The sequence below is a fragment of the Chitinophaga niabensis genome (genome assembly GCF_900129465.1).
GTDB lineage: Bacteria > Bacteroidota > Bacteroidia > Chitinophagales > Chitinophagaceae > Chitinophaga > Chitinophaga niabensis.
In genome coordinates this window covers 1,167,471-1,189,997 of sequence record NZ_FSRA01000001.1, presented here as the reverse complement: position 1 = coordinate 1,189,997, position 22,527 = coordinate 1,167,471, and the positions used below count along the sequence as shown (strand labels likewise).

The following is a 22,527-nucleotide window of genomic DNA, read 5'->3' as shown; positions in this document are numbered from 1 at the left end:
TATAATTTTTAGAATGCAACATTCAAACCAGCCGTGATTGTTTTCATCGGCGGCATTACATAACCTTGTGTTTCAGGATCAAAGCCATCATAGCTGGTGATGGTGAACAGGTTTTGTGCCATGGCAAATACACTTACTTTATCCAGCTTCCAGCCTTTTGTGAACCGGGACAGATCATAACGCAATGATATGTTCTTCAGGCGGATGAATGAAGCATCTCCCCATACGGCGGTTGATTCGCGATAAAGATCAAAGGTTGAATTTCCTGAGATAAGTACTGCTTTGGGAATGCTCTTTATATCTCCTGCTTTTTGCCAGCGGTTCAAAGCACTGATGTCTTTATTCCTTAAGCCACCGTATAAACCAGACAATCTGCCATAGTTCAGCAGGCGCCCTTCCTGTTTCACAAACTGGAAGAGAAAATCCAGCTCAAACCCTTTAAATACAAAAGTGTTTTGCAAACCGCCATAAAAATCAGGCATGGTTTTACCCATTATTACTTCATCATCATTCTCTGCAATAGTTCCGTTCTTATCTATATCCAGGAAAGTAGCTTTCCCGGTTTGCGGATCTACTCCTGTAAACTGGTAGCCTTTTACAATAGTGAGTGATTTACCGATCGCGTAATCATATGTATAGGCGGAAGATTCAAAATCAGGATAAGCCATCAGCTCATTCTTATTAAACGTGAGGTTAAAAGAAGATTTCCAGGAGAAAGATCTTTTATCTACGTTCACTGTACTCAACTCAAACTCCCAGCCTGCATTCAATACTTTAGCCGGGAAGTTAGCTGTGAGAGATGAAAACCCAACCTGTGGAGACAGCTGAAAGTCCACTAGCTGATTGGTGGAAATATTACGGTAGTAGTTGGTAGTTAACAGGATGCGGTCTTTGATGAAACCCAGTTCCAGACCTGCTTCCATTTTCCTGTTCTCTTCCCAGCGATAGTCTGGATTAGCCAGTCTTGACGGGCTAAGGCCGGCTACATTATCGTAGGGATAAGCAGTGGAGAGCCAGCTATCCAGGTATCTGTATTCTCCTATCAGGTCATTACCGGTGGTGCCATAACTGGCCCGCAGTTTACCATAGCTGAGCACAGAACCTTCAGGAATAAAGGATTCGTTGCTGAAGATCCATGCGGCACCTACGGAACCAAAGTTACCAAAGCGCTTGCCGGGTCCGAAACGCGTAGAGCCATCACGACGGAAGGTAGCATTCAATACATAACGTTCATCCCAGTTATAGGTAGCTCTTCCGAATACGGAATTATAACGGTAGTACTGGTAAAGAGAAGGCCTGGCGGTTAGCTTTCCGGCAGATTTAATATCTTCCAGCAAAGCATCGCTGGAATAATTCTCCGCCAGGAAACTTTGGCCCTGAGAAAGTTTCTCCTGGAATGTACCACCTGCAAGTAATTGCAATTTGCCTTTATCTATCTGTGTAGTGTAATTGATCTGTGGTTCTACGATATAACCTTCAATGCTACTGTTCCCGAAGTAGGAAAAGCTACCGGTTGACGTAGTGGGATTGAATACTTTGGTCGGGTAGATCTGCTTCTGATCCATGTCCGATTTATTATATCCCAGGTTAACGCTTATATCCAAACCTTTGATGATATTGTACCTGATCACACTATTGGCGATAAGGTTAGTAGTGCGTGAATCAGACCTTCTCAGCAGGTACGCCTCCGGATTCTGTTCATCCTTAAACCAGTAATAACTGCCATCCGGGTTGAATCCGGGGTAATTAGGTGCCATGTCAAAGAAAGTAGTAAGATCGCTGGCCAGGGAATTATCTTTTATGCCTGCGTAATTCACAGAAGCAGAGATATTGAACTTTTTATCATCACTGCTGTGATCAATATTCAAGTGTACGGAACCTCGTTTGAACGCATTATCATTCGGCAGCACAGTTCCGTCCTTACGATAAGTACCGCTCAGCAGGTAACGCGTATTTTCATTACCTCCGGAAACAGATCCCTGTACCTGTAATTGCTCTGCAGTATTTCCGGCCAGGCGCTTTTGCCAATCCGTAGTTTGTGTTTGGCTCCAAAGTGTGAGGTCAGGCGCCGTAGTTTCATCCGGTACTTTACCATCATTCGCAAATGCTTCTTTACGCATTTGAACGAACTGCTCTGTATTCAGCATATCTATCCTGTTCGTCACCTTACTTCCGCCGGTGAACGCATTGAAGTTAAACTGTGTTTTACCGGCTTTGCCTTTTTTAGTAGTGATCAGGATCACGCCGTTTGCACCACGGGAACCATAAATAGCGGTAGCATCCGCATCTTTCAATACATCTATCCGTTCAATATCTGCAATGTTCAATGCGGCCAGCGGACTTTGTTCACCATTGGCAGATTTGAAAGTGGACTGGTTCAGGGGTTCGGAATAGAAAGGCACCCCGTCGATGATATACAAAGGTTCATTGCCACCGGAGATGGAATTCTGTCCACGCAACATTACCTTAAAACTGGAACCGGGTAACCCGTTGGAAGACATCACGGACAAGCCGGGTATCCTTCCCTGTAACGCCCCCAGCGGATCCATAACAGGCTGATTAGCCAGGTCTTTCGCTTTCACACTGGATACACTACCTGTATTGGTACGGCGGATCGCAGTTCCATAGCCTATTACCACTGTTTCATCCAAAGAGCTGGAAGAAGGCTTCAGGAGGATATTCAGGAATTGCGCACTGGTAGCTGTTACTTCCTGTGCTTCAAATCCTACATAGGAGATCACCAGTATCTGCCCGGCTTCAGCATTTAACGAGAACTTACCTTCTGCATTGGTCACAGTACCGGTGGAAGTTCCTTTCACCCTGATACTTACACCAATGAGGGCTTCCCCATTGGCATCTTTCACGATACCATTCACGGGCACGGGAGCAACAACTACAGTATTGGCGGAAGGAGTTGGCTTTCTTTTGATGAAGATCGTTTTGTTCTTGATGGCGTAATCCAGTGGCTGGTCTTTAAACACCGCCGCCAGGAATTCCTGCAGGGCAAGATTATTCGCCTGTATGGTCACCGGTTTGGTACCGTGCAGCATATCCCTGTCGTAAAAGAACAGGAAACCTGTCTGCTGCTTTACAGTAGAGAAAACTTCTTCCAGTGGTGCCTTTTTAAGGGATACGGAAACCGACTGTGCGTAAGTTCCCGCGGTAACTTTAAGGCAGGCGACTGTTATGAGCAGTAAGGTCAATCGCATGATTAGAACAGTTTTACTTCGTTCAGTAAATAACCTCCTGAACGGCCATTTGGTTGATGAAAGCCCCGGTATAGATCGGGCTTTAACATGATGATTCAATTGCATAGATTTGCATTGTTTGGAAGGTGTGATCAATATTTTGTCAAGAAAGGTTGGTATACTCCTCATCCAGGCATAGCCGGGGGCGGGTCCAAGCGCCTCCGGTTTCCTTTTTTTTAATGTTTATGGTTTTACTATGATCTTCCGGCCTTCGATACTGAAGTTGATTTCTGTATTCTTCAGGCCTTCCAGTACATCTGATAAATTTAAGTTCCGCTGGATCTCTCCCTGGAACCTGCGCGGAGGGATCTTTCCGCTATAGCTTATTTCCACATCGTACCATCTTTCCAGCTGCCGCATCACTGCCTGGAGGTCTGCATTCCTGAAATAGAAGATCTCATGCTTCCATGCCAGGGCCTCATCCAGGTCTGCTTTCTCTACCAGGCGAATCTCTCCCTGGCTGTTCACCTGTGCCTGCTGGCCGGGAGAAAGTGTGCGGGACTGTTCATTCACCGTTAATCTTACAGCTCCCTCAATTAAAGTGGTTTTGATACTGGCCTCATTGGTATAGGCATTGATGTTAAAGCTGGTACCCAGTACTTCTACGGCTGTTTGTGCATTGATCTGCACAATAAAGGGCATTGCTGCATTCTTTGCTACTTCAAAATAAGCCTCACCGGTTACCTCCACTTTACGTGTCCCCCCTGCAAATGCTGTGGGATAACGTAAAGAAGAAGCCGCGTTCAGCCATATTTTAGTTCCGTCTGCCAGGGTGATCTGGAATTGCCCGCCTTTAGGTGTGGTAAGTGTATTGAAACTAACAGCCGCCTGTTCCCCATATTCCAACTGACCACCAGCTTGCCTGATCCCCTGCCCGATCACTTTATTCCCCGCACTGTCCAGCGTTACAACAGATCCATCTCCAAGGGTGAGGATGGCTTTACTGGTGCCGGGCTTTACATCATTCACGAGTTCGGATACAACCGTTTGCTCTATAGCCGGCTTTTGCTGGTTCCAGAAGTATACACCTGCTATCAGTACCACTGCAGCCGCAGCAACCCATTTCCAGGGCATGGTCCTTACCTTGGCAGGGGGTAAATGGCGGGAAGTAAAAGCCTCCCAGGCAGCATCTGTATCAAAACTGCCTAATTGCTGCAGTTTTTGCAGCAACTGCTGCTCATCCTTAAACTGGTCGAAGAAACGTTGGTTTTCTGCAGACGCAGCTATCCAGGCCTGCAGTTCTTCCTGCTCGGGTGCGGTTATTTCATCCCGCAGGTGCCGAAGTATCAGATAACTGGCCCTTTGCAGCAAAACCCCTTTTTCGTCTGTTTCCAAGTTGATTATTTTACTATAGAAACAACGGGATATGATTTTCGATGAAAGGAATGGGAAAGTTTTTTTTAAGCGTGCAGCTTCATGAAGGCGATATAAGCGTAGAATGCCGCCAGCAGGTTCTTTTTAAGCAGGGAGGCACGGATCAGTTTCAGGGCACGTAATTTCTGGGTGCGTACGGTATTATAGGAAATGCCCAGGGTACTGGCAATCTCCTCATTTTTCATGCCCTGCAGGTAACTCATTTTAAACACACGCTGACATTGTTTGGGCAGGTTCTCGATCTCAGAATATAATTCCCGGATGATCTCCGTTTCAGCGAGGATGGGATCAAAATCGTCTGACAGTGGCTCCCGGAGCAGGTAAATAAATTCCTTTTCCCGGGAAGATTGCCGTTCCTTTTGTTTGAGGAAGTTGAGACAGGCGTTTTTGGTGGCGATATAAAGAAAAGCTTTAATGCTTGTAGCAGAAGAGAAATCGGCCCGTTTGTTCCAAAGCCTGGAAAATGTTTCCTGCACAAGGTCTTCTGCCTCCTGCCCATCCTGTATAATGGAACTGGCAAAATAACACAATGCCTTATAGTGCTGCTGAAAGATCAGCCGGAAGGACTCCTGATCACCTCTTGCTACGCCTTGCATCAATTCTCGTTCATTATTTATTGATCCCAAGGGGTAAATTTACAAAAAAATCAGCTGGCAGGCTTGATAGAAACCCCGTCATACTCATACAACTGGTAGGGTTGCTCAAAATTGATATACAACTGCGGCAGGGAATCCCTGAGATGCTTAAACTTTAGCAGGTAACCCTTATTCATTTCCTCCACCTGTATAGTAACACTGTCCGTATGCGTATCCACGATACTCCTGAGTGGCTGGCTGGTAGTATTGGCCATGTAGTAACAGGCTCTTTTGAAAATGATATCGTGCGCATACTCCGTTAGTGCGTCCGGAAAAACAAAGCTGAAAGTGATGGGATGGCTTTTCAGGAAACCGCTCAGGGCTCCTTCCTTTACCAGCGTATGCTGCTGTACATACTGCGCTTTAACGGAAGCAGACGGATCGCCCGCCGGAGTATAGGTAGAATCCTTCCATACCAACCCTATCCTGTCTCCCATCTGGTAGGTGATAGCCTCATCCGTATTATAGATCATCCCCAGGGTATCCCCGGCCTTACAAACCACAAACAGATACTCATCTCCATTCTGGTCAAAATCAAGGAAGGTGAAGTTGCCTAATTTAATACTGTCAGTTGGTTTGGGTGTTTCAACCGTTTTAAGTGGTGGTGCAGGTGTATTACAGGCAAAAAGTACAACTAAAAATAACCAAGGGAATTTCATGGGTTAAACATATAAAAAAAGGGCTTATTAAAAGCCCTTTTGCTGAAAGTTTTTATCTGCAACATCCCAATTCACCACGTTCCAGAAAGCGGTTATATAATCAGCGCGCCTGTTCTGATAGTGCAGGTAATAAGCATGTTCCCATACATCCAGTGCCAGTATCGGCGTGCCTTTTAGTGCTGCGATATCCATGAGGGGATTATCCTGGTTAGCCGTAGAGGTGATCTCCAGTTTCTTATTATCTGTCAATACCAGCCATGCCCAGCCGGAGCCAAACCTGCCAGTAGCAGCATCCGCAAATTGCTTCTTAAATGTTTCCAGGGAACCAAATGAATCATCGATGGCTTTGGCCAGTGCCGCGCCCGGCTCTTTTGCACCGCCCGGTTGCAGTAAGTTCCAGAAAAAGCTGTGGTTATAATGCCCGCCGCCATTGTTGCGCACTGCCAGGTGCTGCGTGGAAATGGAAGACAGAACCTCCTTCAGGGGAGTGTTTTCAAATGCTGTGCCCGCCAGCGCTTTATTGAGATTATCTACATATGCCTGGTGATGTTTGGAGTGGTGGACCTCCATTGTTTTTGCATCGATGTATGGCTCCAGGGCATTGTATGCGTAGGGCAACACCGGTAATTGATGTGTCATATCTATATGTTTTAAATTCTCTGACAAAGGTAGTACCTTTGAGTAATAAACCAAATAATTGCTTTGTTTATTATGAATAATAATCCGGCAGAAAATGAAAAGGCCATATGGCTGTTGAAAACGAGGGGACCACAACCGCTGACCGCTATTGCTATAGAGCTAGGCATCACGGTGGAGGGGGCGCGTTTCCAGTTATTGAAGCTCGCCAACGAAGGGCTGGTGCAGGCTACCACGGAATCGAAAGGAAGGGGGCGCCCGCAGCAGATCTGGGGTTTGACCAGTGCAGGGCATGCCAGGTTCCCTGATACGCATGCGGAACTGACGGTGAAGATCCTGAACACCATGCGGGATACATTGGGCCAGGCAGCTATTCAAACCGTGATCGATGCCAATGAGAAGATCGGCATCCTTAAATACAAAGCAGACCTGAAAGGATTAACGGACCTGGAAAGCAAGGTGCGGCAGCTTGCAGAGGTCCGTAACCGGGAAGGTTATATGGCCGAATATAAAAAGGAAGACGATGGTTATCTGCTGATAGAAAACCATTGCCCTATTTGCGCAGCTGCTACCGTATGTCAGGGATTCTGCCAGTCTGAATTGAATACCTTCAAAACAGTATTGGGCAAAAATGCACACATTAAAAGGGTAGACCATATCCTGGCCGGTGCCCGCAGATGTGCCTACAGGATCACAGGGTCTTAGTTCACGCTGATCTTGATCACTACTTTCTTCACAGGCCCGGGAACGTCTACACGCAGGTTAGGCATATGCAGGTCTGTAGGGAAAAAGATAGCAAAGTGATCCTGTGCCAGCAGGGAAAAGAAAGAAGGTTTTTCTGCAAACAACATATAGTCGTCTTCTTCGCTGTAAGCTTTGGAAGGCTGTTTCTCCTGCATAAAGTCGTGCCCTATCAGTTCAGCCCCGCTTACAATGTACTGCACATCAATATATTTCCTGTGGGATTCCATTTTCTCCCCGGATGGGTCTATGGTTTCATATTCATTGACAATAGCAAAGATGTTCTTCCCGTCAATTTCGTATTTCCCTTTTGCTAACGTGGTAAAATCTGTCTGGGCCAGGTATTCAAAGGCTTTGATGAACTTCTCGCCCAACCCATAATAGCGGTGAGCATTCTCTAACGTATCTAGTATCATGATGTATCAATTCGAGGCAGAAAGATAGGCAGAAAATGTAATTTTTTTCGTTCTTTTGTTTTATAAATCCCTGCCCGATGAAGCGCATGTTATTCCTGCTGTTTGTTTTGACCTGTTCTATTCACAGCATTGCTCAGAGCTTTAAAGATGGCCGTAATACTCCGGCCTGCACTGCATGCGAACAATTATTCAAAAGCAAACCCAAAGAAGTGCAGTTTGGTATCCGGATAAATCCTGATGGAGCCATCGTTTTCCTCACCAACAATACCGATTTTTTCAATAAACTGTTCACCGCACCGGGAGATGCTATCACGGTGGACCTTGTGCGTAAAAGTCAGTATAACTGTGATAAACCCCTGCCCGCACGCACCATACCCAAAGGGGAATTCCTCACACCAGTTTATCTTTCCCAGTTAAGGAATAAGATGAAAAAAGAGAACGATGGGCGTATTGCCATTGAGCTGGGAAAAGTGCCTGCACATCTGCAAAAGGAAGAACTGGAAGGCAACCTGGTGGTGATAAAGAACGGGGTGATCTGTCATTATATGAACTTTGTGAATATTGAACGCAGCTTATGGGAACTCCTGCCCATGGGTTTGTTTGCAGATACTTTGATGAACAGGAAAACATCCGGTTCATTTTATGCGCGCAAGCTGCAGTTCACCATTCCTTTCCCCAAGAGTAAAAGTGTTTACAACGCGGCAGACATAAAACCTTTATACGATTCTCTGCAACTCGCAGGTAACCATATCACCCAAATGGATATCAGGGCTTATGCTTCCGTAGAGGGTAGCACAGAGCTTAACTTCCAGCTACAGGAACAACGCGCAGCTTCCATTGTAAAAGCATTGCAGCAATACCAGGTATCAAAGATCCCCGGCAATATCACCACTGCGGAGAACTGGGTAGAATTCTTTGATGATATCAAAGGCACTGCTTTTGAAAACCTCACACCACTCCCCCAGCCCGAGATCAAAAAACGCCTGCAGGATAAAGGTTTGCAGGCGCAACTGGAGCCGGTATTAAAGGAGCACAGAAAAGCAGTGATCACCATTTACATCAACAGGAACAACGATCTGGAAAACGTTACCAGTGAAGTATTGATCAGTAAGTTCAAAAAAGCACTGGAAGAGAAAGATAAAAAAACAGCTTCCGCTGTTCAACGGGAAGTGTTTGACCGTATAGCTGATAACCGCCTGGCAGGCAATTACCTGGATAAACTGGAGATCCCCCATACAAAAGAAAATCTCTTCCTGCTCAACAACCAGGAAACCTATCGTTACCAGTTAAACCCTACAAATGAAGATGCTATCATAGAAAAACTGGAAGGTCTTTTAAAACTCGATCCCACAGATAAAAAGGTGCTCTATAACATCTGCTCCCTCACCTTCAATGTATGGAAGAGCGATTCCGGTTATATCGCTTCTGCAGACTTTCTCAAAGAGATTAACACACTTGCAAAGCTGGGTATCCCATCTTCCCTCGTAAAAAGGATGCTGATCAATTATCACATTGTTTACAGCGAGCAAACTTACCGCAGGTTTAATTATGCAGCGAAGGATGAATCTATCGGTTATATCCTGGACAACTATGAGGACCTGCAACTAACAGATGAAGAAACCATGGCACTGGCCAAATACCTGGCCTGGTATTCCAGGAGGAATGATGCCATAGACCTGTTGCAGGATCGCGTGAAAAGGATCGATGTGAATGAGGATGTGCTTTTCTATTATATCAACCTCCACCTGTTCACCCCTGAAATATTTAAAGTGCCGGAATTAAGAACGGTGGTATTGAACGCCATCAGTATCAACCGTCCGCGTTTCTGTAAGTTCTTCAATTCCACCGGTAACGGAGGGGCCAGTTTTCAATTACTGGATGCGGAAGCGTTGTGGGGACTTTATTGTGAATATTGCAGATAGGGATCAATCCGATTTTTTTATTTTACCCTTTTTAGCAGGGCCTTCAAGATCCAGTAAACGGATCTTGAGGACGCCTTCGATATCTGTAAGGGTATCTATGGTAAAATTGTGGGTTCAATCCATCGTCTGAGATATATAAAGATCCATGCTCCAGCTTTACATGCACAATACCAGAGAAATGCATCATTTCATGCACTGCCGCACTGAGCCGCTGATCTTCCTGCCATTTTTTGATATCCTTTGATTTGCAACCACCATTTCCAACAATCAGTATCTTTTCACTGATCCGGATACAATATAAGTGTAGGTTTTTATCAGGAATAGTGATCCTCTATGCCTTCCGATACGCCGGAGCCTTCTAACAATATCCATGGTTTCTTCAGGGCTGTGGTTAAATTTTCCAGATAAATCTTTAAAAAAAAGCACTTCCTCCTTATCGCTGTAATATAATAGATACTGTAAATAGAGGCTGCATCTCCGGAGAAGTTACTCAAACGTACTAATTTGTTCTTCAGGCTATTCCATTTTCAAAGTTGCAAATTTTTCACTTATAAGTGAAATTATTCCCAAACTTTTTCCCAGGAGATAGCATTCCTAAGCGAGGTATTTGCTTTGAGGAACCAGGTGCGGGTATCCAAACATTTTATTTGCACCTGAAAACATAACCAATGCGGGTAAATTAAAAATAAGGAAAATCCATATAACAGCAAACCGTCCATTTCAGCACAGCCAGTGTCCGAAAATGAACACTCCTCCCTCCTGTTCATCCTGCAAATGCCCACCCCGGCTATACTTTAAGATATGGCAACCTTCTTGTGGAGGCATATCAGGAATTTTAAACTCTCAAGACCATGAGTTACATAATGATCCCCATCCCTCCTTTGCCGGGAAGGCAGGAGATTGAAGTGCAGGTAGTTATCAATAACCAGCACCAGCAGTTGCGTTACCGCGTTGAACTGTTTTACTGGAGAGATTGCCTGAATCCACAGGCCCATCGGGCGGATTGTATCAGCGAAATGTTGTCCCGCCATGATCCGGAATGGATGGTATACTATATTGGCTCTCCTACTGATGAATTTGTACCTATTACCTTCGTCAGCAAGGACAGCCGGAAGTTCTTATGGAACGCCACTGCTTAGCTCCTTAGAAAAGCCTCCTGAAAAGGGGGCTTTTCTTTTTTATACCCCTCCTTTTTCACGGTTCAATAACCTTATCCTACAACTCAAGGGAAAATCTGCTGCCATTAGTCCGCTTACCGGCAATTTTACATAAATACTTATTACGTGAAAGGTTTAAAGTTATTATGTATGCTGAGTTTAGTTTTCTCCCGGATGCTTTTTGCTCATACAACAAGCGAAGAGGAATTCAAACTCGTAAGAACAGATAAAGGGATCTCTCTGTATGAACGCTGGATACCCAATGCAGAAGATGAAAAGGTGCGCGAAATAAAAGCCACTTTCGTTGTGCGGGCAGATCTGGCCGGCATCTCCAGGTTAATGACCAGCCCTGCCATGGGTACCGACTGGAATGTGAATGCCAAAGAATATAATGTAATACCCACCACTACAGAGAACACCTGGATCACTTATATCAAATACAGTATCCCATGGCCTTTTGAAGACCAGGATTGCTGCCTGTTATATCATTTGCGAAAAGAAGAACAATATGCAGAGATCACTTTCGAAAGTACCGCTCACAGCAGGTTCCCTGTTTACAAGAACATCACCCGCATTTCAGGCGCCAAAGGCAAATGGATGCTGCAGGACATGGGAAATGGCAACATGCGCGTCACCTACCTCATCTCTACCAACCGCAGTAAAAAGGTGCCCCGCTGGATCTCTGATCCTATTGTACAGGGCAACCTCATAGAAACCATGACAAGATTTAAAACGCTCGCAGAGAAAAACAAATGAACAACGAAAAATACACCCTGATCACAGGAGCCAGCTCCGGCCTTGGAAAAGAGTTTGCCGTACAATGCGCCAAAATGGGCAGAAATATCATCCTGATTGCCCTGCCCGGCGGTTGTACTCCTTCTCTCGCAGAAAACCTGGCCAATACTTACAATGTGGATGTACGCATCTTTGAATTTGATCTTACAGATTCCCAAGAACTGAAAAAACAGATCACGCTCATCCTGGAACGTTTTGAAATAGACTTCCTGATCAATAATGCCGGCGTAGGCGGTACTTCCCTGATCACAGAAACTTCCATGGAAAAGATAGATCAGATCATGCAGCTCAATGTACGCAGCACGGTATTGATCACGCATATGCTGATCCCTCACCTGCTGCAGCATGAACGGAGTTATATCATGAACATCTCCAGCATGGCGGCCTTCTCACCCATTGCCTACAAAACAGTGTACCCCGCTTCCAAAGCCTTTATATCCTCCTTTTCTCTAGGCCTCCGGGAAGAACTTTCCGGCACAGGTGTTTCCGTTAGCGTAGTGTATCCCGGGCCTATTATGACCAATTCCAATACAGCACAGCGGATCATCTCACAGGGGATCAAAGGAAAAATGGGACTGCTGTCCACCGCTGAAATAGCCAGTACTGCCATCATCGGTACGATCACAAAATATCCAACCATCATTCCCGGATTTATAAATAAGCTCAACCACTTCCTGATGAGCATACTGCCCATGGAACTAAAGCTGAAAATGATCTCAAGGGCTGTAAAAAAAGAACTGATATGAATAAAGTACTCGTTACGGGAGCAAATGGTTTCCTCGGGTCTAATCTTACAAGAGAATTATTCCGGCTGGGATATGAAGTCAGGATCATGATCCGTTACAATGCAGATATCAAAGGTATTTCAGATATCCCCTGCGAGGTTTTCTTCGGGGATATTTCCAATAAACATGATGTGGAACAAGCTGTAGCAGGCTGCAATATTGTCATTCATGCCGCTTCCATTACAGATCAGTGGGGTATTACTTTTGAAGAATATGAGAAAGTGAATTTCACGGGCACTAAAAACATAGTGGAGGCCAGCCTTTCCCAAAAGGTGGATAAATTCATTTACGTGAGTACTGCCAATACAATGGGGCCCGGCAGCAAAGATAAACCCGGTAATGAACTGAGCGGCTTTACACTTTTCCATGCCAACTCCGCCTACATCAACACCAAATACCTTGCGCAGCAATATGTACTGGAACAGGTGGAATCCAATCAGCTGCCGGCGGTGATCGTGAACCCTACTTTCATGATCGGCCCTAATGATATTAAACCCAGCTCCGGCAAGCTGGTACTTTATGGCCTGGGTAAAAAGATCCTGTTTTATCCGCCGGGAGGCAAGAATTTTGTTTATATTCACGATGTTTGCCAGGGCATTGTGAATGCGATCGATAACGGGAAAATGGGGAATTGTTATCTGCTGGCTGGTCATAATCTCAGCTACCGGGAATTTTTCTCCTCCCTCAACAGTATATCAAGGGAAACAAAGATCATGATCAGGATCCCTGCATTCATATTAAAACTGGGCGGCATTCTGGGTACCATCAAAGAAAGATTGACCGGCAGGAGCAGCAAACTGAATTATACCTCCGCTTACCTGTTATGCCTGAATAATTATTATACCGGTAAAAAATCAGAAAATGAATTAATGGTGCGGTACACACCTGTAAAAGATGCCCTGAGGAATGCATTAACCTGGTTTAAAGAAAACAATTACTATTGATGACCACATCCGATAAATCAATTGAGCAGGACCTGTTTAAAAAGAATGAAAGGATCTTTTCCAGCAAAACCTTCAAATATCTTGCAAGGATCGTCATCCTTTACCTGTTCAGTATTATCTTCAAGTCTTTCGATCTTTCCTTTATTGAGGATGTTCATACCAGCATCTTCAGGTCACAGCTCTTCAGCCTGCTGTACGTAGGCCTGGGGCTCATATGCTGGGAAGGCGCCATCTGGCTGAGCCGGTATGTGGAAAAGGGGGTGCTGAAAGGTTATATCTCCAACCGCCTGCTGGTACTTTGCACCGCTATGCTGTTGTATGGCCTGATCCCTGCTTTCCTCTTCGCATTCCTCTATGCCATGATGGACATCATGGTGTTCAACCGTTACGAAGCCTGGGAAAGTTTCAGCGCCGTGAGCTACAACATGATCTTTGGCCTGTATATTTTCTATGTGCTCATCCTCACCGTCAATGGTATTATTTACTACTACAAGGGGCTTAAAGAATACCAGGTGCAAACGGAAAGATTAAAGCGCGAGAACATCCAGGCGCAATACGATGCGTTGAGGAACCAGATAGACCCGCACTTCTTCTTTAATTCCCTCAGCGTATTAACTAACCTGGTGTATAAAAGCGCCGATCTGTCTGCCGATTACATTACCCAACTGGCTAAGATCTACCGCTATATCCTGGATAAGAAGTTCGAGAACCTGGTATCTATTCAAACGGAACTGGATTTCCTGGATTCTTACCTCTTCCTGATCAGCATCCGGCACCAGAACAGTATCCGTTTTACTGCAGAGATAGATGAACAGATCAAAGCACAGGGCACCATCCCTCCTGCTACTTTACAAATGCTGATTGAGAATGCTATAAAACATAACCGCTTTTCCGCAAATGATCCTTTGCTGATCCATGTAAAAAGCGAAGCTGGCTACCTGCTGGTTTCCAACCAGGTAAGAAAGAAAAATGTGCCGGCCATATCATCCGGCATCGGGCTGGACAATATCCGGAAACGCTATGAGCTGGCCAGCGGCAGAGTGATAGAAATTCACAGATCAGATGAAGTGTTCATTGTAAAGATCCCCATAATAACACCATGATGAAAGTTGTTATATTTGAAGATGAGGTCCATAATTCGGAAAGGCTGATCCGCCTGTTGCAGAAATGCGATCAGCCGATAGAAGTGGTGGCTGTGATCCCTTCCCTGTCTGAAGGGCTCAAATGGATGGACCAGCATAACAAAGTAGACCTCATGCTGATGGACATCCAGTTATCAGACGGTAATTGCTTTGAGCTATTCAAGCAGGCCAATGTAAAAACACCTATTATCTTTACAACTGCTTACGACAACTTTGCCCTGCAGGCGTTTAAAGTGAACAGTATAGACTACCTGATGAAACCCATAGAACTGCAGGAACTTAAAAACGCACTCAATAAATACGAACAGCTGAAACCCGCACAGCACAATATCGATATTGCCCGGATCGCGGATGAGTTCCTGAAGCGGGATAGCGCCAGGTTCATTGGCCGGCTCAACAACCAGCTGATCTATGTGAAAGCAAAAGATATTGCCTACCTGCAATTTGTAAAAGGTGTTACTTATGCCACCACCTTTACCGGGGAAAAGATGCCCCTGGATTACTCTCTGGACCAGATCGAGAAAATGCTGGACAGGAATACCTTCTTCCGCATCAACCGGCAATTCATTATCCATATAGATGCCATTAAAAAGATCATGACCTATTACAACAGCAGGCTGATCCTGCAATTACAACCACAGGTAGATGCAGATGTGGTGATCAGCAGGGAACGGGTAGTTGATTTCAAGAGCTGGCTGGAAGGAAAAGACGCAGGGAAGTAAAAAGCCGGCCAAAAGATTATATAAAAAGGAAAGCCCCGCCAATTGGAGTGCCCCGAAAAATTAGGCTCTCCAATTGCTGCGCAGGGCTTTTTTTATAATACTTCAGGTTAATGTATTTGTTTTTACAGCTTAGCCACCTTCGCCGTTATCTTCTTTCCATTATGCTGCAGATGCAGCATATACAATCCCTTCGGCCAGGCCTTTCCGTTAAACCGCATGGAGTGATTACCTGCAGCTAACCTTGCATCGATCAGTGTTGCCATTACTTTACCGGAAAGATCATATACACGCAGCACTGTCCTTCCTTCCTCTTTCAAATGGAATTTCACCTGTAATTCTTCATAGAACGGGTTGGGGAATGTGAGGATCTCCGCCACAGGTTTTTCAACCTCTGCTACAAAAGCCTTCCTCGCAGTACCCGTTGTTTGCACGGTGAGCACCAGTTGCGGTTTATTGGTGACCGCTTCGCTGGAATTCCAGACAATAAGAGGCGCAGTAGCGATGTGCGCCAGCATAGCCAGTGAAATACTCGTTCTGCCTGCAGCCAGTTCAGCCTGTACATAGGCGCCAAAGTCCCAGTCGTAATAACGCGGTATAGAATCTGTTACAATCGCAGAATCCAGCAATGGGGAACCCGTAGCGGGTTTATTGTTCCAGGTGAGGGTAGATTCCAGCCAGGTAAGATTGGCAACCTTATACAGGCCAACAGGTATATTAGCAGAGCGGTTATCAGACAGTCCGCCATATACTCTCAGCTTAGCGGCGGTAACGGTGCCGCTTACCCCGCTCAGATCAAATTTCAGGTACGCCTGCCTGTCGTTACCAGTGGCAGGATTGGAATTGAGTTTTGTAAGCAGTGTGGTAGAATCCGTGATGCCATGTGTAACAGTGGCACTTGTACCATTGCGCACATACGCATCATGCACGGGAGAAAGTGTTACCTGCGTGGAACCTGTGGCTATCCTGATCTTCACTTCCGTATAACTGTTCCAGAGGTTTGCGGAATTGCCATGTCCAACAATACGCACATACTTTCCTGTAACTGCTGAGAAACTGAATGTTTCCAGGTTCAGGGAGGTACCGCTGCTCACAAGACCGGTGGCTGCTGTAGTCCAGTTGTTGCCATCTGCCCCTACCAGCACATCAAAGGTGGAAGTACGGGTATTGCCGCTATAGAAGGCAATATCTACGCCTGTTACAGATGCGGCGTTAGCTAAACAGAATTGTATCCATTGGCCGTCGCCACTGGCGGACCAGCGGGTGTTGAGATTATTGTCCAATACATTCGCTGCCACATTGCCATCATCAGCACTGGCTGTAGCCGGCACGCAGGATGGAGCGCCAAGCCTGTCAGCCAGCTGCTGCGCATACAAACTCTGCGGGATCACATGATTACCGGTAGATTCCCATATGCCCGGATCACCATCATGCCAGGTACCATTGTCTGTTACAGTTCCTTTACAGCCAATGGCCCAGTTCAGATGTTGCGGAGGTTGCTGATGCACAAACTTACTGCCCACGCAATTCCAGAACACACATTGTGCTCCTGCCCAGCCATGGCCGGAACCGGATGCTTCACGGTTCTGTATGTTCAACTCCCCGTTGCCGGTGATATTATCGAACAGGATACCGGTGGACCAGCGGTGATGCGGACCGTTATCTGCTTTCTGTTGTTCGGAAACACAGTTGTAAAAAACATTCGGGCCGGAAACCGTGCTGCCGCTTACATAATCGTGGCGCCCTGCACGGGAGAAACAATCTTTGAACAATACCAGCTCCGATCCATCTATCATAAAAGAATACTTTCTTCCACCGGTGGTCTGTGATTTGGGATCATACATCTTACAATCCAGCACGGTTACTTTATAACCTCCGCCGGTTACACTTACACAACTATACCCGAAATAATAAGCGTCCACATTCTTCACCCATCCATTCTCGATATTGCCGAGATTAATGGCAGTCCAGCCATGGTTCTCATCATCTTCCGCCGCGTAAGTGGATTCTATACGCATATCTTCCACACCGGATTCCTGTATCTTACCCGTCCAGTTGTATTTGTAAATGTATCCGCTGCCATATTGCTGATCGATGGGGTCAACAATGGGTGCGTCTATGGTTACCGTATTGCCGGCAATGGCTTTGATCACACGGAGATAGGTCATGTTATAACCAGAGGGCGTCCACCCGAAAGGCGCCATGCCCAGCAGATCTATCCATGCCTGGTTAGGCATTTTTAAAACGCGGATCCTGTCTCCCACAGCATAACCTGCAGCAGAAGATACTGTAAATGAAGTAGCACCGGCCGGAACATAAGTATTGGTAATACTTACGCGGGTGCCGCTCACTTCAGAAGGTCCGCCGCTTCCCTTCACATTAATGAGTGTGTGCTGGGCGGTGCGGGTGGCCACCAGTTTTGTTTGCGTACTGCCGGTACCCGTGCCACGCAATACTACTCCGCTGGCAGTAATGTTCAGCGTGTTGCTAACATTGTAGGTGCCGCTTTCCAGTAACAAAGTGCCGCGGTATCCATTGGCATCCGGTGTACGGGCAGAAACTTCATTGATGGCTGCCTGAATATGGGCCAGGTTATCTCCGCTTACAGGAGAGATCGTTTTTACCACGGGCACAACAGGCAAGGCGGCTTCGCCGTGATGGTAGCCTACCATGCTGAAATCGGGAATACGGTTCCCCCTTGAATCTGCGGTGTATTGTAACTTACCGTTGCTGCCAATGCTCGCCCAGGTGGATATACCGGTCTGCGCTAAACAAATGGAGGGGAGAAATGAAAAAAGGATCAGGATGTTGCGTAACATACTTTTCATAACGGGAATTGGTTTATAATGAGTAATGAACAAACAGGGTCAGGGTTTATCAGCACATAGTTCAGGGTCTTAGATCTTGGTTCTCATTCCTAAGTTAAGCAAACGGTTGCATTAAATAATGATGCTTATTTATCAATCAATGATCTTTAATTCTCTTAATACTTTTATTGTAAGGTCTTTCCTGCACTGACCGAAACGGGGATTATATACGGCACGGTCCTTAGTTATCCTTGTAGCAAAAAAATACGCTCCTTCCTTTCGCTCCACGTAGCCTGTCCACCAGCCAATATCTTTTCCATCAATGCGCGTCCAGCCGGTCTTTGAGCGGATAGTATACGAAGCTGTCTTTTCCGTTATCATCACCCGTTTCAAGATCGCTATGTTGCGTTTAGAAAAGGGTGTTTTACCTTCATAGACCTTCACCAGGAATTTCACCTGGCCTGCCGGGGATATTTTCATAGCACCGAAGTTCCAGAAGTCATCTCCCCTTTCACTCAGGTCCTGGTTACCATAATCGCTGGCTTTCAGGTACCGGGCATATTGCTTCCTGTCAATCTTTTTAGCCAATTCGATAAATACCCAGCCGGCAGAAACTTCAAAAGCTTCCTTTACCGTCATGTCTTTATAAATTTCCGGCCTGTATCCGTAAAGGGTGGTATCTGTTTTGCCCGGCCATTTCACAATAGTCATTTCATCTTTGATAACGCCGGTTTCCAGTGCTATCAGCAGGTTGATGATCTTAAAGGTGGAGGCTGGCTGAGCTTCCCTGAAGGCATCTGCGGAGTCAGTATAATGCCACTTTCCGCGGCTGTGATCATAAATAGTTACACTGCCATTAAACTGGCAATCCTGGAAAAAGAAGAGGGAAAGGAGGAAACCGATCATCCCCCAATTTATAACAAAAGAGGCTGTTCGCAATGAACAGCCTCTTTTGAAAATCATTAATCAATGTTATCTTCCGGATCAAAACGAACAACCTCCTTCATAACTTATTTGATCAGCGTTATCTTCCTGATACAATTATTCCCCAGGTCCGCCACATACACATTCCCGTCAGCGTCCACACATACATCTGTTGGCTGGTTCAGTTGCGCATTGGCACCGGGCCCATCCAGGAAACCCTTGCTGGAGCCAGCCAGGGTAGTTACCGTAATACCGGCCAGCTTGCGTACCTTATTATTGTTGAGGTCTGCAATGATAATATGCCCGTTGCCATCTACCGCAACGCCATAAGGATCCGCAAACCTGGCTGCACCGGCCTCACCATCCTTATACCCGCTCACCCCGTCGCCCGCGATAGAAGTAACTACACCAGCCGGTGTGATCATACGGATACGGTGATTCAGCCTGTCTGCTATGATCAGGTTACCATCTTTATCAATGGCCAGCCCGCTGGGATTCTTCAGCTTTGCAGCAGTACCGGTACCATTGGCAAATGCAGCGGTGCCGTCTCCTGCCAGGGTGCTTACTTCTCCTGAGGGTGCGATCTTGCGGATGCGGTGGTTCAGGTTATCCGCTACATAGATATTCCCTGCGGCATCAGCTGCTACATCCAATGGCTGATTGAACATGGCGGTTGCTGCGGAGCCATCTGCAAATCCGGCTGTACCGGAGCCTGCGATGGTACTTACTACGCCAGCAGGTGTGATCTTACGGATGCAGTTATTATCACGGTCTGCCACGATGATATTTCCTGCGGCGTCTACTGTTGACTTCCAGGGTAACCTGAACCTTGCATCGGCAGCAGGGCCATTCACAAAACCAACAACGTCTGCTCCGGCTACAGGGCTCATAATACCCGCCAGTGAAACTTTGCGGATGCGGTTATTCCCTCTGTCTGTAATGATGAGGTTCCCCGCAGCGTCCATCTCTACGCCTTCCGGACTTCTTAGCCGGCTGATGGATAAAGCACCATCTACTGAACCCGCCGTCAGGTCACCGGCAAACAACTTCACATTATACTCCTGCTGGGGAGCTTTGTAGGTAAAAACAGGCCCGGTTACCGTAGTATTGCGGACGGCTACTGTAATAGCGCCGGTAGCACCAGTGGCAGGAGCTACTGCCAGCAACGCTCCCTGGCTGGCTTCAATTACAATGGCATTCACACCATTGAACTGAACAATATTCTCTGTACGTACTGTACTGAAATTCTTTCCCCTGATGGTCACAATAGTGGAAGGGGTTCCATCCAGCGGCCATACGGTATTGATCACAGGTGCAGAGGAAGTAACTGTTTTATCTTTGTCGCAGGCGGTTATGGCTATCAGCACAAACGCCATGCAGCAGGTAATTATTCTCTTCATATATTAAGGTTTGGAAATGATCATCCATGCATTACCCACTGCCCTGTTGGTTCCGTCAGAAGGCCGGTTGCGTACCTGCCATACTTCCGCCAGCGGATGTTTGATCATAAAGGTGGAAGATCCGCCGCCATCTACATTAATAGCTTTGGTAGCACCACATGCTTTAAGCAATTGGCCCAGCTGTGTGATGGTAATACCATTGGAATAATAGAAGCTGCGGCCGTCTATTACCATCCAGTACATTTTACCCTGCTCGTTCAGGCCAATGCCGGTGCGGGGTTCAATAGTAAGGTCTGTTTGTGTCAGCATCGCATTGTTCTTCACCAGCATTGGTCCGCCGCCTAATGCATCTTCAAGATCATTCTGCATGGCCGCAAATTCTGCGCGGTCGCCAATAAAGAGTTTTCCATCTTTTTTCACACCCAGGAAAGTGCTGCTGCGGTCGTTGAACCAGGTAGTTTTGAGCACCTTGTTGTTCTTGACGAGGATGCCACGTGGCTCACCGGTAGTAGTGTTGAAGAAGTCTGCATTCACACCTGCTACCACTTTACTATTGGGTCCGTTGATGTACTTCACCATGTCCGGCACTGTTTGCATGGCATATGGTGTGGCATCATACGGCGTAGCGGCTTCCAGTTTCAGCTTCGGGTTGTTCATATCCGCTTCAATAATGAACATATGCATGGAATAACCTTCCCTGCTGAGGTAATGCACATCCGTTTCCTGCACCCCTTCACTGATCTGAAATATAGTATCTGAAAATACCTTTGCGATAATATTGGTACTATCCATCATCCTTTGGGTAAGCGGACTTTTGATGGTTACATGCGGCACCTGCGCCTGTGAATCTTTTTTACAACTGGCGATGGTGAAATAAAGCAGGCTGAGTAGAGAAAACAGTTTGATCCTGTGCATATCTTTGCTTTTAAATAGATTAATAATCATCGTTCTGTACCAGTAATTTGTTAATAGCCAGTTCATTCATGGGAAGCGGATATTTCAACTCCCTGTCTGCCAGCCCCAGTTCAGTTTGCGCACGGCCGGTGCGTACGAGATCGAACCAGCGGAACCCTTCACCCAGCAATTCCTTTCTTCTTTCCAGCATAACAGCATCCATATAAGCAGTTTCACCGGCTGGCTGGATGGCTGTAAGCCCGCGTTCAGCACGCAGCTCATTCAATCTGCCCAGGCCCGCAAGCCCCTGTGCCTCTGCACTGATGAGGTACATTTCTGCAAGGCGCACCACAATAATGGGATCGCTGCCTGACTGGCCGCTGGGATATTTGTTGATCACCCGCAGGCCCTGGTAGGTATCCACGGACATAGCAGTACGTTTATCACCGGCAGTGAACATATCCATCACCTCCTGTACAGGGCGATATACGTAACTGCCTTTTACCGTGTGTGCATAGGTATAGAACAGCGTGCTTACACGCAGGGAAGATTCAATGGTCAGGTTTTTAAAAGAAAAGATCTCTTCCTGGTTCGATTGTGCGCGGAAGATCTTTTCAAAAGCATCCAGTTTAAAAAGGCCGGAAGTGATCACTTCTTCAGCCAGTGTGGCGGCTTCTGTTTTTTTGCCCTGTGCAAGTTTTACACGTGCCATCAGCGCTTTAGCCGCGATGGAAGACACCTGGTAATATTGCCCTGCAGCATAGGCCGGCGCATCTGCCATGGCATGTGTTAATTCCTTTTCAATGAAAGCCCATGTTTCTGCTTCTGTATTGCGTTTTACTTTGGCTGATGTATTCTGCTCCAACACCGGCACGCCGCCCCAGCGGGTCACCAGGTTATAATACAGGTAAGCACGGAAGAAGTGCGCGATACCGGAAATCTCTTTATTGCGCTGTGTGGCAGGCAGATTGGCTGAAACATCCAGCAGGTTGTTCACCTGGAACAAGGCAGCATAATAACCATTCCATGCGGCGGACATCAGGCCGTTTTCCGGGCGCAGTATATTGGTGATAAAGGTATTCAGTCCACCGTCTGTAGTAGCCGCAGAGTTGATCAGGTTGCCACCGGTGATATCGAAGGAAATAGTGGATTCTGCACCGGGGGCATTTTGCATGCGGCTGTAAATACCTGTCAGGAAGGCCTCCACATCTGCTGCAGATAAAGTATTGGTAGCTACGGCAGAATGCGATTTCACATCCAGCATCTTACTGCACGAAGCAAACAGGCACAGGCCGGAAAGCAATACTGGAAATACTTTTCTTTTCATGA

19 protein-coding genes are annotated in these 22,527 nt (G+C 46.4%); 8 read left to right on the top strand and 11 right to left on the bottom strand.

Annotated elements, in window-relative coordinates:
• Window positions 1-8 precede the first annotated feature (8 nt).
• The 5 genes from BUR42_RS04470 to BUR42_RS04450 all read right to left on the bottom strand — a co-directional run bounded on the left by BUR42_RS04470 (window position 9) and on the right by BUR42_RS04450 (window position 6,555).
• Entirely contained in the window at window positions 9-3,209 is a 3,201-nt protein-coding gene (locus BUR42_RS04470; protein WP_074238083.1) for a TonB-dependent receptor, read from the bottom strand.
• 222 nt (window positions 3,210-3,431) lie between these two features.
• Window positions 3,432-4,583, bottom strand: a complete 1,152-nt coding sequence (locus tag BUR42_RS04465) for a FecR family protein (RefSeq protein ID WP_084185390.1) — start codon at window positions 4,581-4,583, stop codon at window positions 3,432-3,434.
• Between the two features lie 65 nt (window positions 4,584-4,648).
• Window positions 4,649-5,218, bottom strand: a complete 570-nt coding sequence (locus BUR42_RS04460; protein ID WP_084185389.1) for an RNA polymerase sigma-70 factor — start codon at window positions 5,216-5,218, stop codon at window positions 4,649-4,651.
• A 50-nt stretch (window positions 5,219-5,268) separates the two neighbouring features.
• On the bottom strand, window positions 5,269-5,916 hold the full coding sequence (locus BUR42_RS04455) for a hypothetical protein (protein WP_074238081.1): 648 nt from the start codon (window positions 5,914-5,916) through the stop codon (window positions 5,269-5,271).
• Between the two features lie 27 nt (window positions 5,917-5,943).
• Window positions 5,944-6,555, bottom strand: a complete 612-nt coding sequence (locus BUR42_RS04450) for a superoxide dismutase (protein WP_074238080.1) — start codon at window positions 6,553-6,555, stop codon at window positions 5,944-5,946.
• Window positions 6,556-6,627: 72 nt separating this feature from the next.
• On the opposite strand from BUR42_RS04450, the gene BUR42_RS04445 reads away from it, so the two are divergent.
• Window positions 6,628-7,257, top strand: a complete 630-nt coding sequence (locus BUR42_RS04445) for a helix-turn-helix transcriptional regulator (RefSeq protein ID WP_074238079.1) — start codon at window positions 6,628-6,630, stop codon at window positions 7,255-7,257.
• On the opposite strand, the gene BUR42_RS04440 is transcribed toward BUR42_RS04445, so the two are convergent.
• On the bottom strand, window positions 7,254-7,709 hold the full coding sequence (locus tag BUR42_RS04440) for a NanQ anomerase/TabA/YiaL family protein (RefSeq protein WP_074238078.1): 456 nt from the start codon (window positions 7,707-7,709) through the stop codon (window positions 7,254-7,256). The genes BUR42_RS04445 and BUR42_RS04440 overlap by 4 nt on opposite strands.
• A gap of 77 nt (window positions 7,710-7,786) precedes the next feature.
• Between BUR42_RS04440 and BUR42_RS04435 the strand changes: the two genes are divergently transcribed.
• The 7 genes from BUR42_RS04435 to BUR42_RS04400 all read left to right on the top strand — a co-directional run bounded on the left by BUR42_RS04435 (window position 7,787) and on the right by BUR42_RS04400 (window position 15,176).
• Window positions 7,787-9,631 carry a hypothetical protein gene (locus BUR42_RS04435; protein ID WP_074238077.1) on the top strand — a complete coding sequence of 615 codons (1,845 nt, stop codon included), beginning with the start codon at window positions 7,787-7,789 and terminating at the stop codon, window positions 9,629-9,631.
• Window positions 9,632-10,482: 851 nt separating this feature from the next.
• Window positions 10,483-10,770 carry a hypothetical protein gene (locus BUR42_RS04425; RefSeq protein ID WP_074238075.1) on the top strand — a complete coding sequence of 96 codons (288 nt, stop codon included), beginning with the start codon at window positions 10,483-10,485 and terminating at the stop codon, window positions 10,768-10,770.
• Between the two features lie 168 nt (window positions 10,771-10,938).
• Window positions 10,939-11,544 carry an START domain-containing protein gene (locus tag BUR42_RS04420; RefSeq protein WP_074238074.1) on the top strand — a complete coding sequence of 202 codons (606 nt, stop codon included), beginning with the start codon at window positions 10,939-10,941 and terminating at the stop codon, window positions 11,542-11,544.
• Window positions 11,541-12,329 carry an SDR family NAD(P)-dependent oxidoreductase gene (locus tag BUR42_RS04415; RefSeq protein WP_074238073.1) on the top strand — a complete coding sequence of 263 codons (789 nt, stop codon included), beginning with the start codon at window positions 11,541-11,543 and terminating at the stop codon, window positions 12,327-12,329. Before BUR42_RS04420 ends, BUR42_RS04415 begins: the two co-directional genes overlap by 4 nt.
• A complete protein-coding gene (locus tag BUR42_RS04410) occupies window positions 12,326-13,312 on the top strand; it encodes an NAD-dependent epimerase/dehydratase family protein (RefSeq protein ID WP_074238072.1) in 987 nt (328 codons plus the stop codon). Before BUR42_RS04415 ends, BUR42_RS04410 begins: the two co-directional genes overlap by 4 nt.
• Complete coding sequence (locus BUR42_RS04405; protein ID WP_074238071.1) at window positions 13,312-14,415, top strand: sensor histidine kinase; 1,104 nt, start codon at window positions 13,312-13,314, stop codon at window positions 14,413-14,415. The genes BUR42_RS04410 and BUR42_RS04405 overlap by 1 nt, the downstream gene beginning before the upstream one ends.
• Entirely contained in the window at window positions 14,415-15,176 is a 762-nt protein-coding gene (locus BUR42_RS04400) for a LytR/AlgR family response regulator transcription factor (protein WP_074240441.1), read from the top strand. The genes BUR42_RS04405 and BUR42_RS04400 overlap by 1 nt, the downstream gene beginning before the upstream one ends.
• 122 nt (window positions 15,177-15,298) lie before the next feature.
• On the opposite strand, the gene BUR42_RS04395 is transcribed toward BUR42_RS04400, so the two are convergent.
• The 5 genes from BUR42_RS04395 to BUR42_RS04375 all read right to left on the bottom strand — a co-directional run bounded on the left by BUR42_RS04395 (window position 15,299) and on the right by BUR42_RS04375 (window position 22,525).
• Entirely contained in the window at window positions 15,299-18,001 is a 2,703-nt protein-coding gene (locus BUR42_RS04395) for a CBM96 family carbohydrate-binding protein (RefSeq protein WP_074238070.1), read from the bottom strand.
• A gap of 132 nt (window positions 18,002-18,133) precedes the next feature.
• On the bottom strand, window positions 18,134-18,886 hold the full coding sequence (locus BUR42_RS04390; protein WP_074238069.1) for a penicillin-binding transpeptidase domain-containing protein: 753 nt from the start codon (window positions 18,884-18,886) through the stop codon (window positions 18,134-18,136).
• A 104-nt stretch (window positions 18,887-18,990) separates the two neighbouring features.
• On the bottom strand, window positions 18,991-20,304 hold the full coding sequence (locus BUR42_RS04385; protein WP_084185387.1) for an IPT/TIG domain-containing protein: 1,314 nt from the start codon (window positions 20,302-20,304) through the stop codon (window positions 18,991-18,993).
• 3 nt (window positions 20,305-20,307) lie between these two features.
• Window positions 20,308-21,219, bottom strand: a complete 912-nt coding sequence (locus BUR42_RS04380) for a phosphodiester glycosidase family protein (RefSeq protein ID WP_074240439.1) — start codon at window positions 21,217-21,219, stop codon at window positions 20,308-20,310.
• Window positions 21,220-21,238: 19 nt separating this feature from the next.
• Window positions 21,239-22,525 (bottom strand): RagB/SusD family nutrient uptake outer membrane protein, encoded by a 1,287-nt coding sequence (locus tag BUR42_RS04375; RefSeq protein ID WP_074240438.1) that lies wholly within the window; start codon window positions 22,523-22,525, stop codon window positions 21,239-21,241.
• Window positions 22,526-22,527 lie beyond the last annotated feature (2 nt).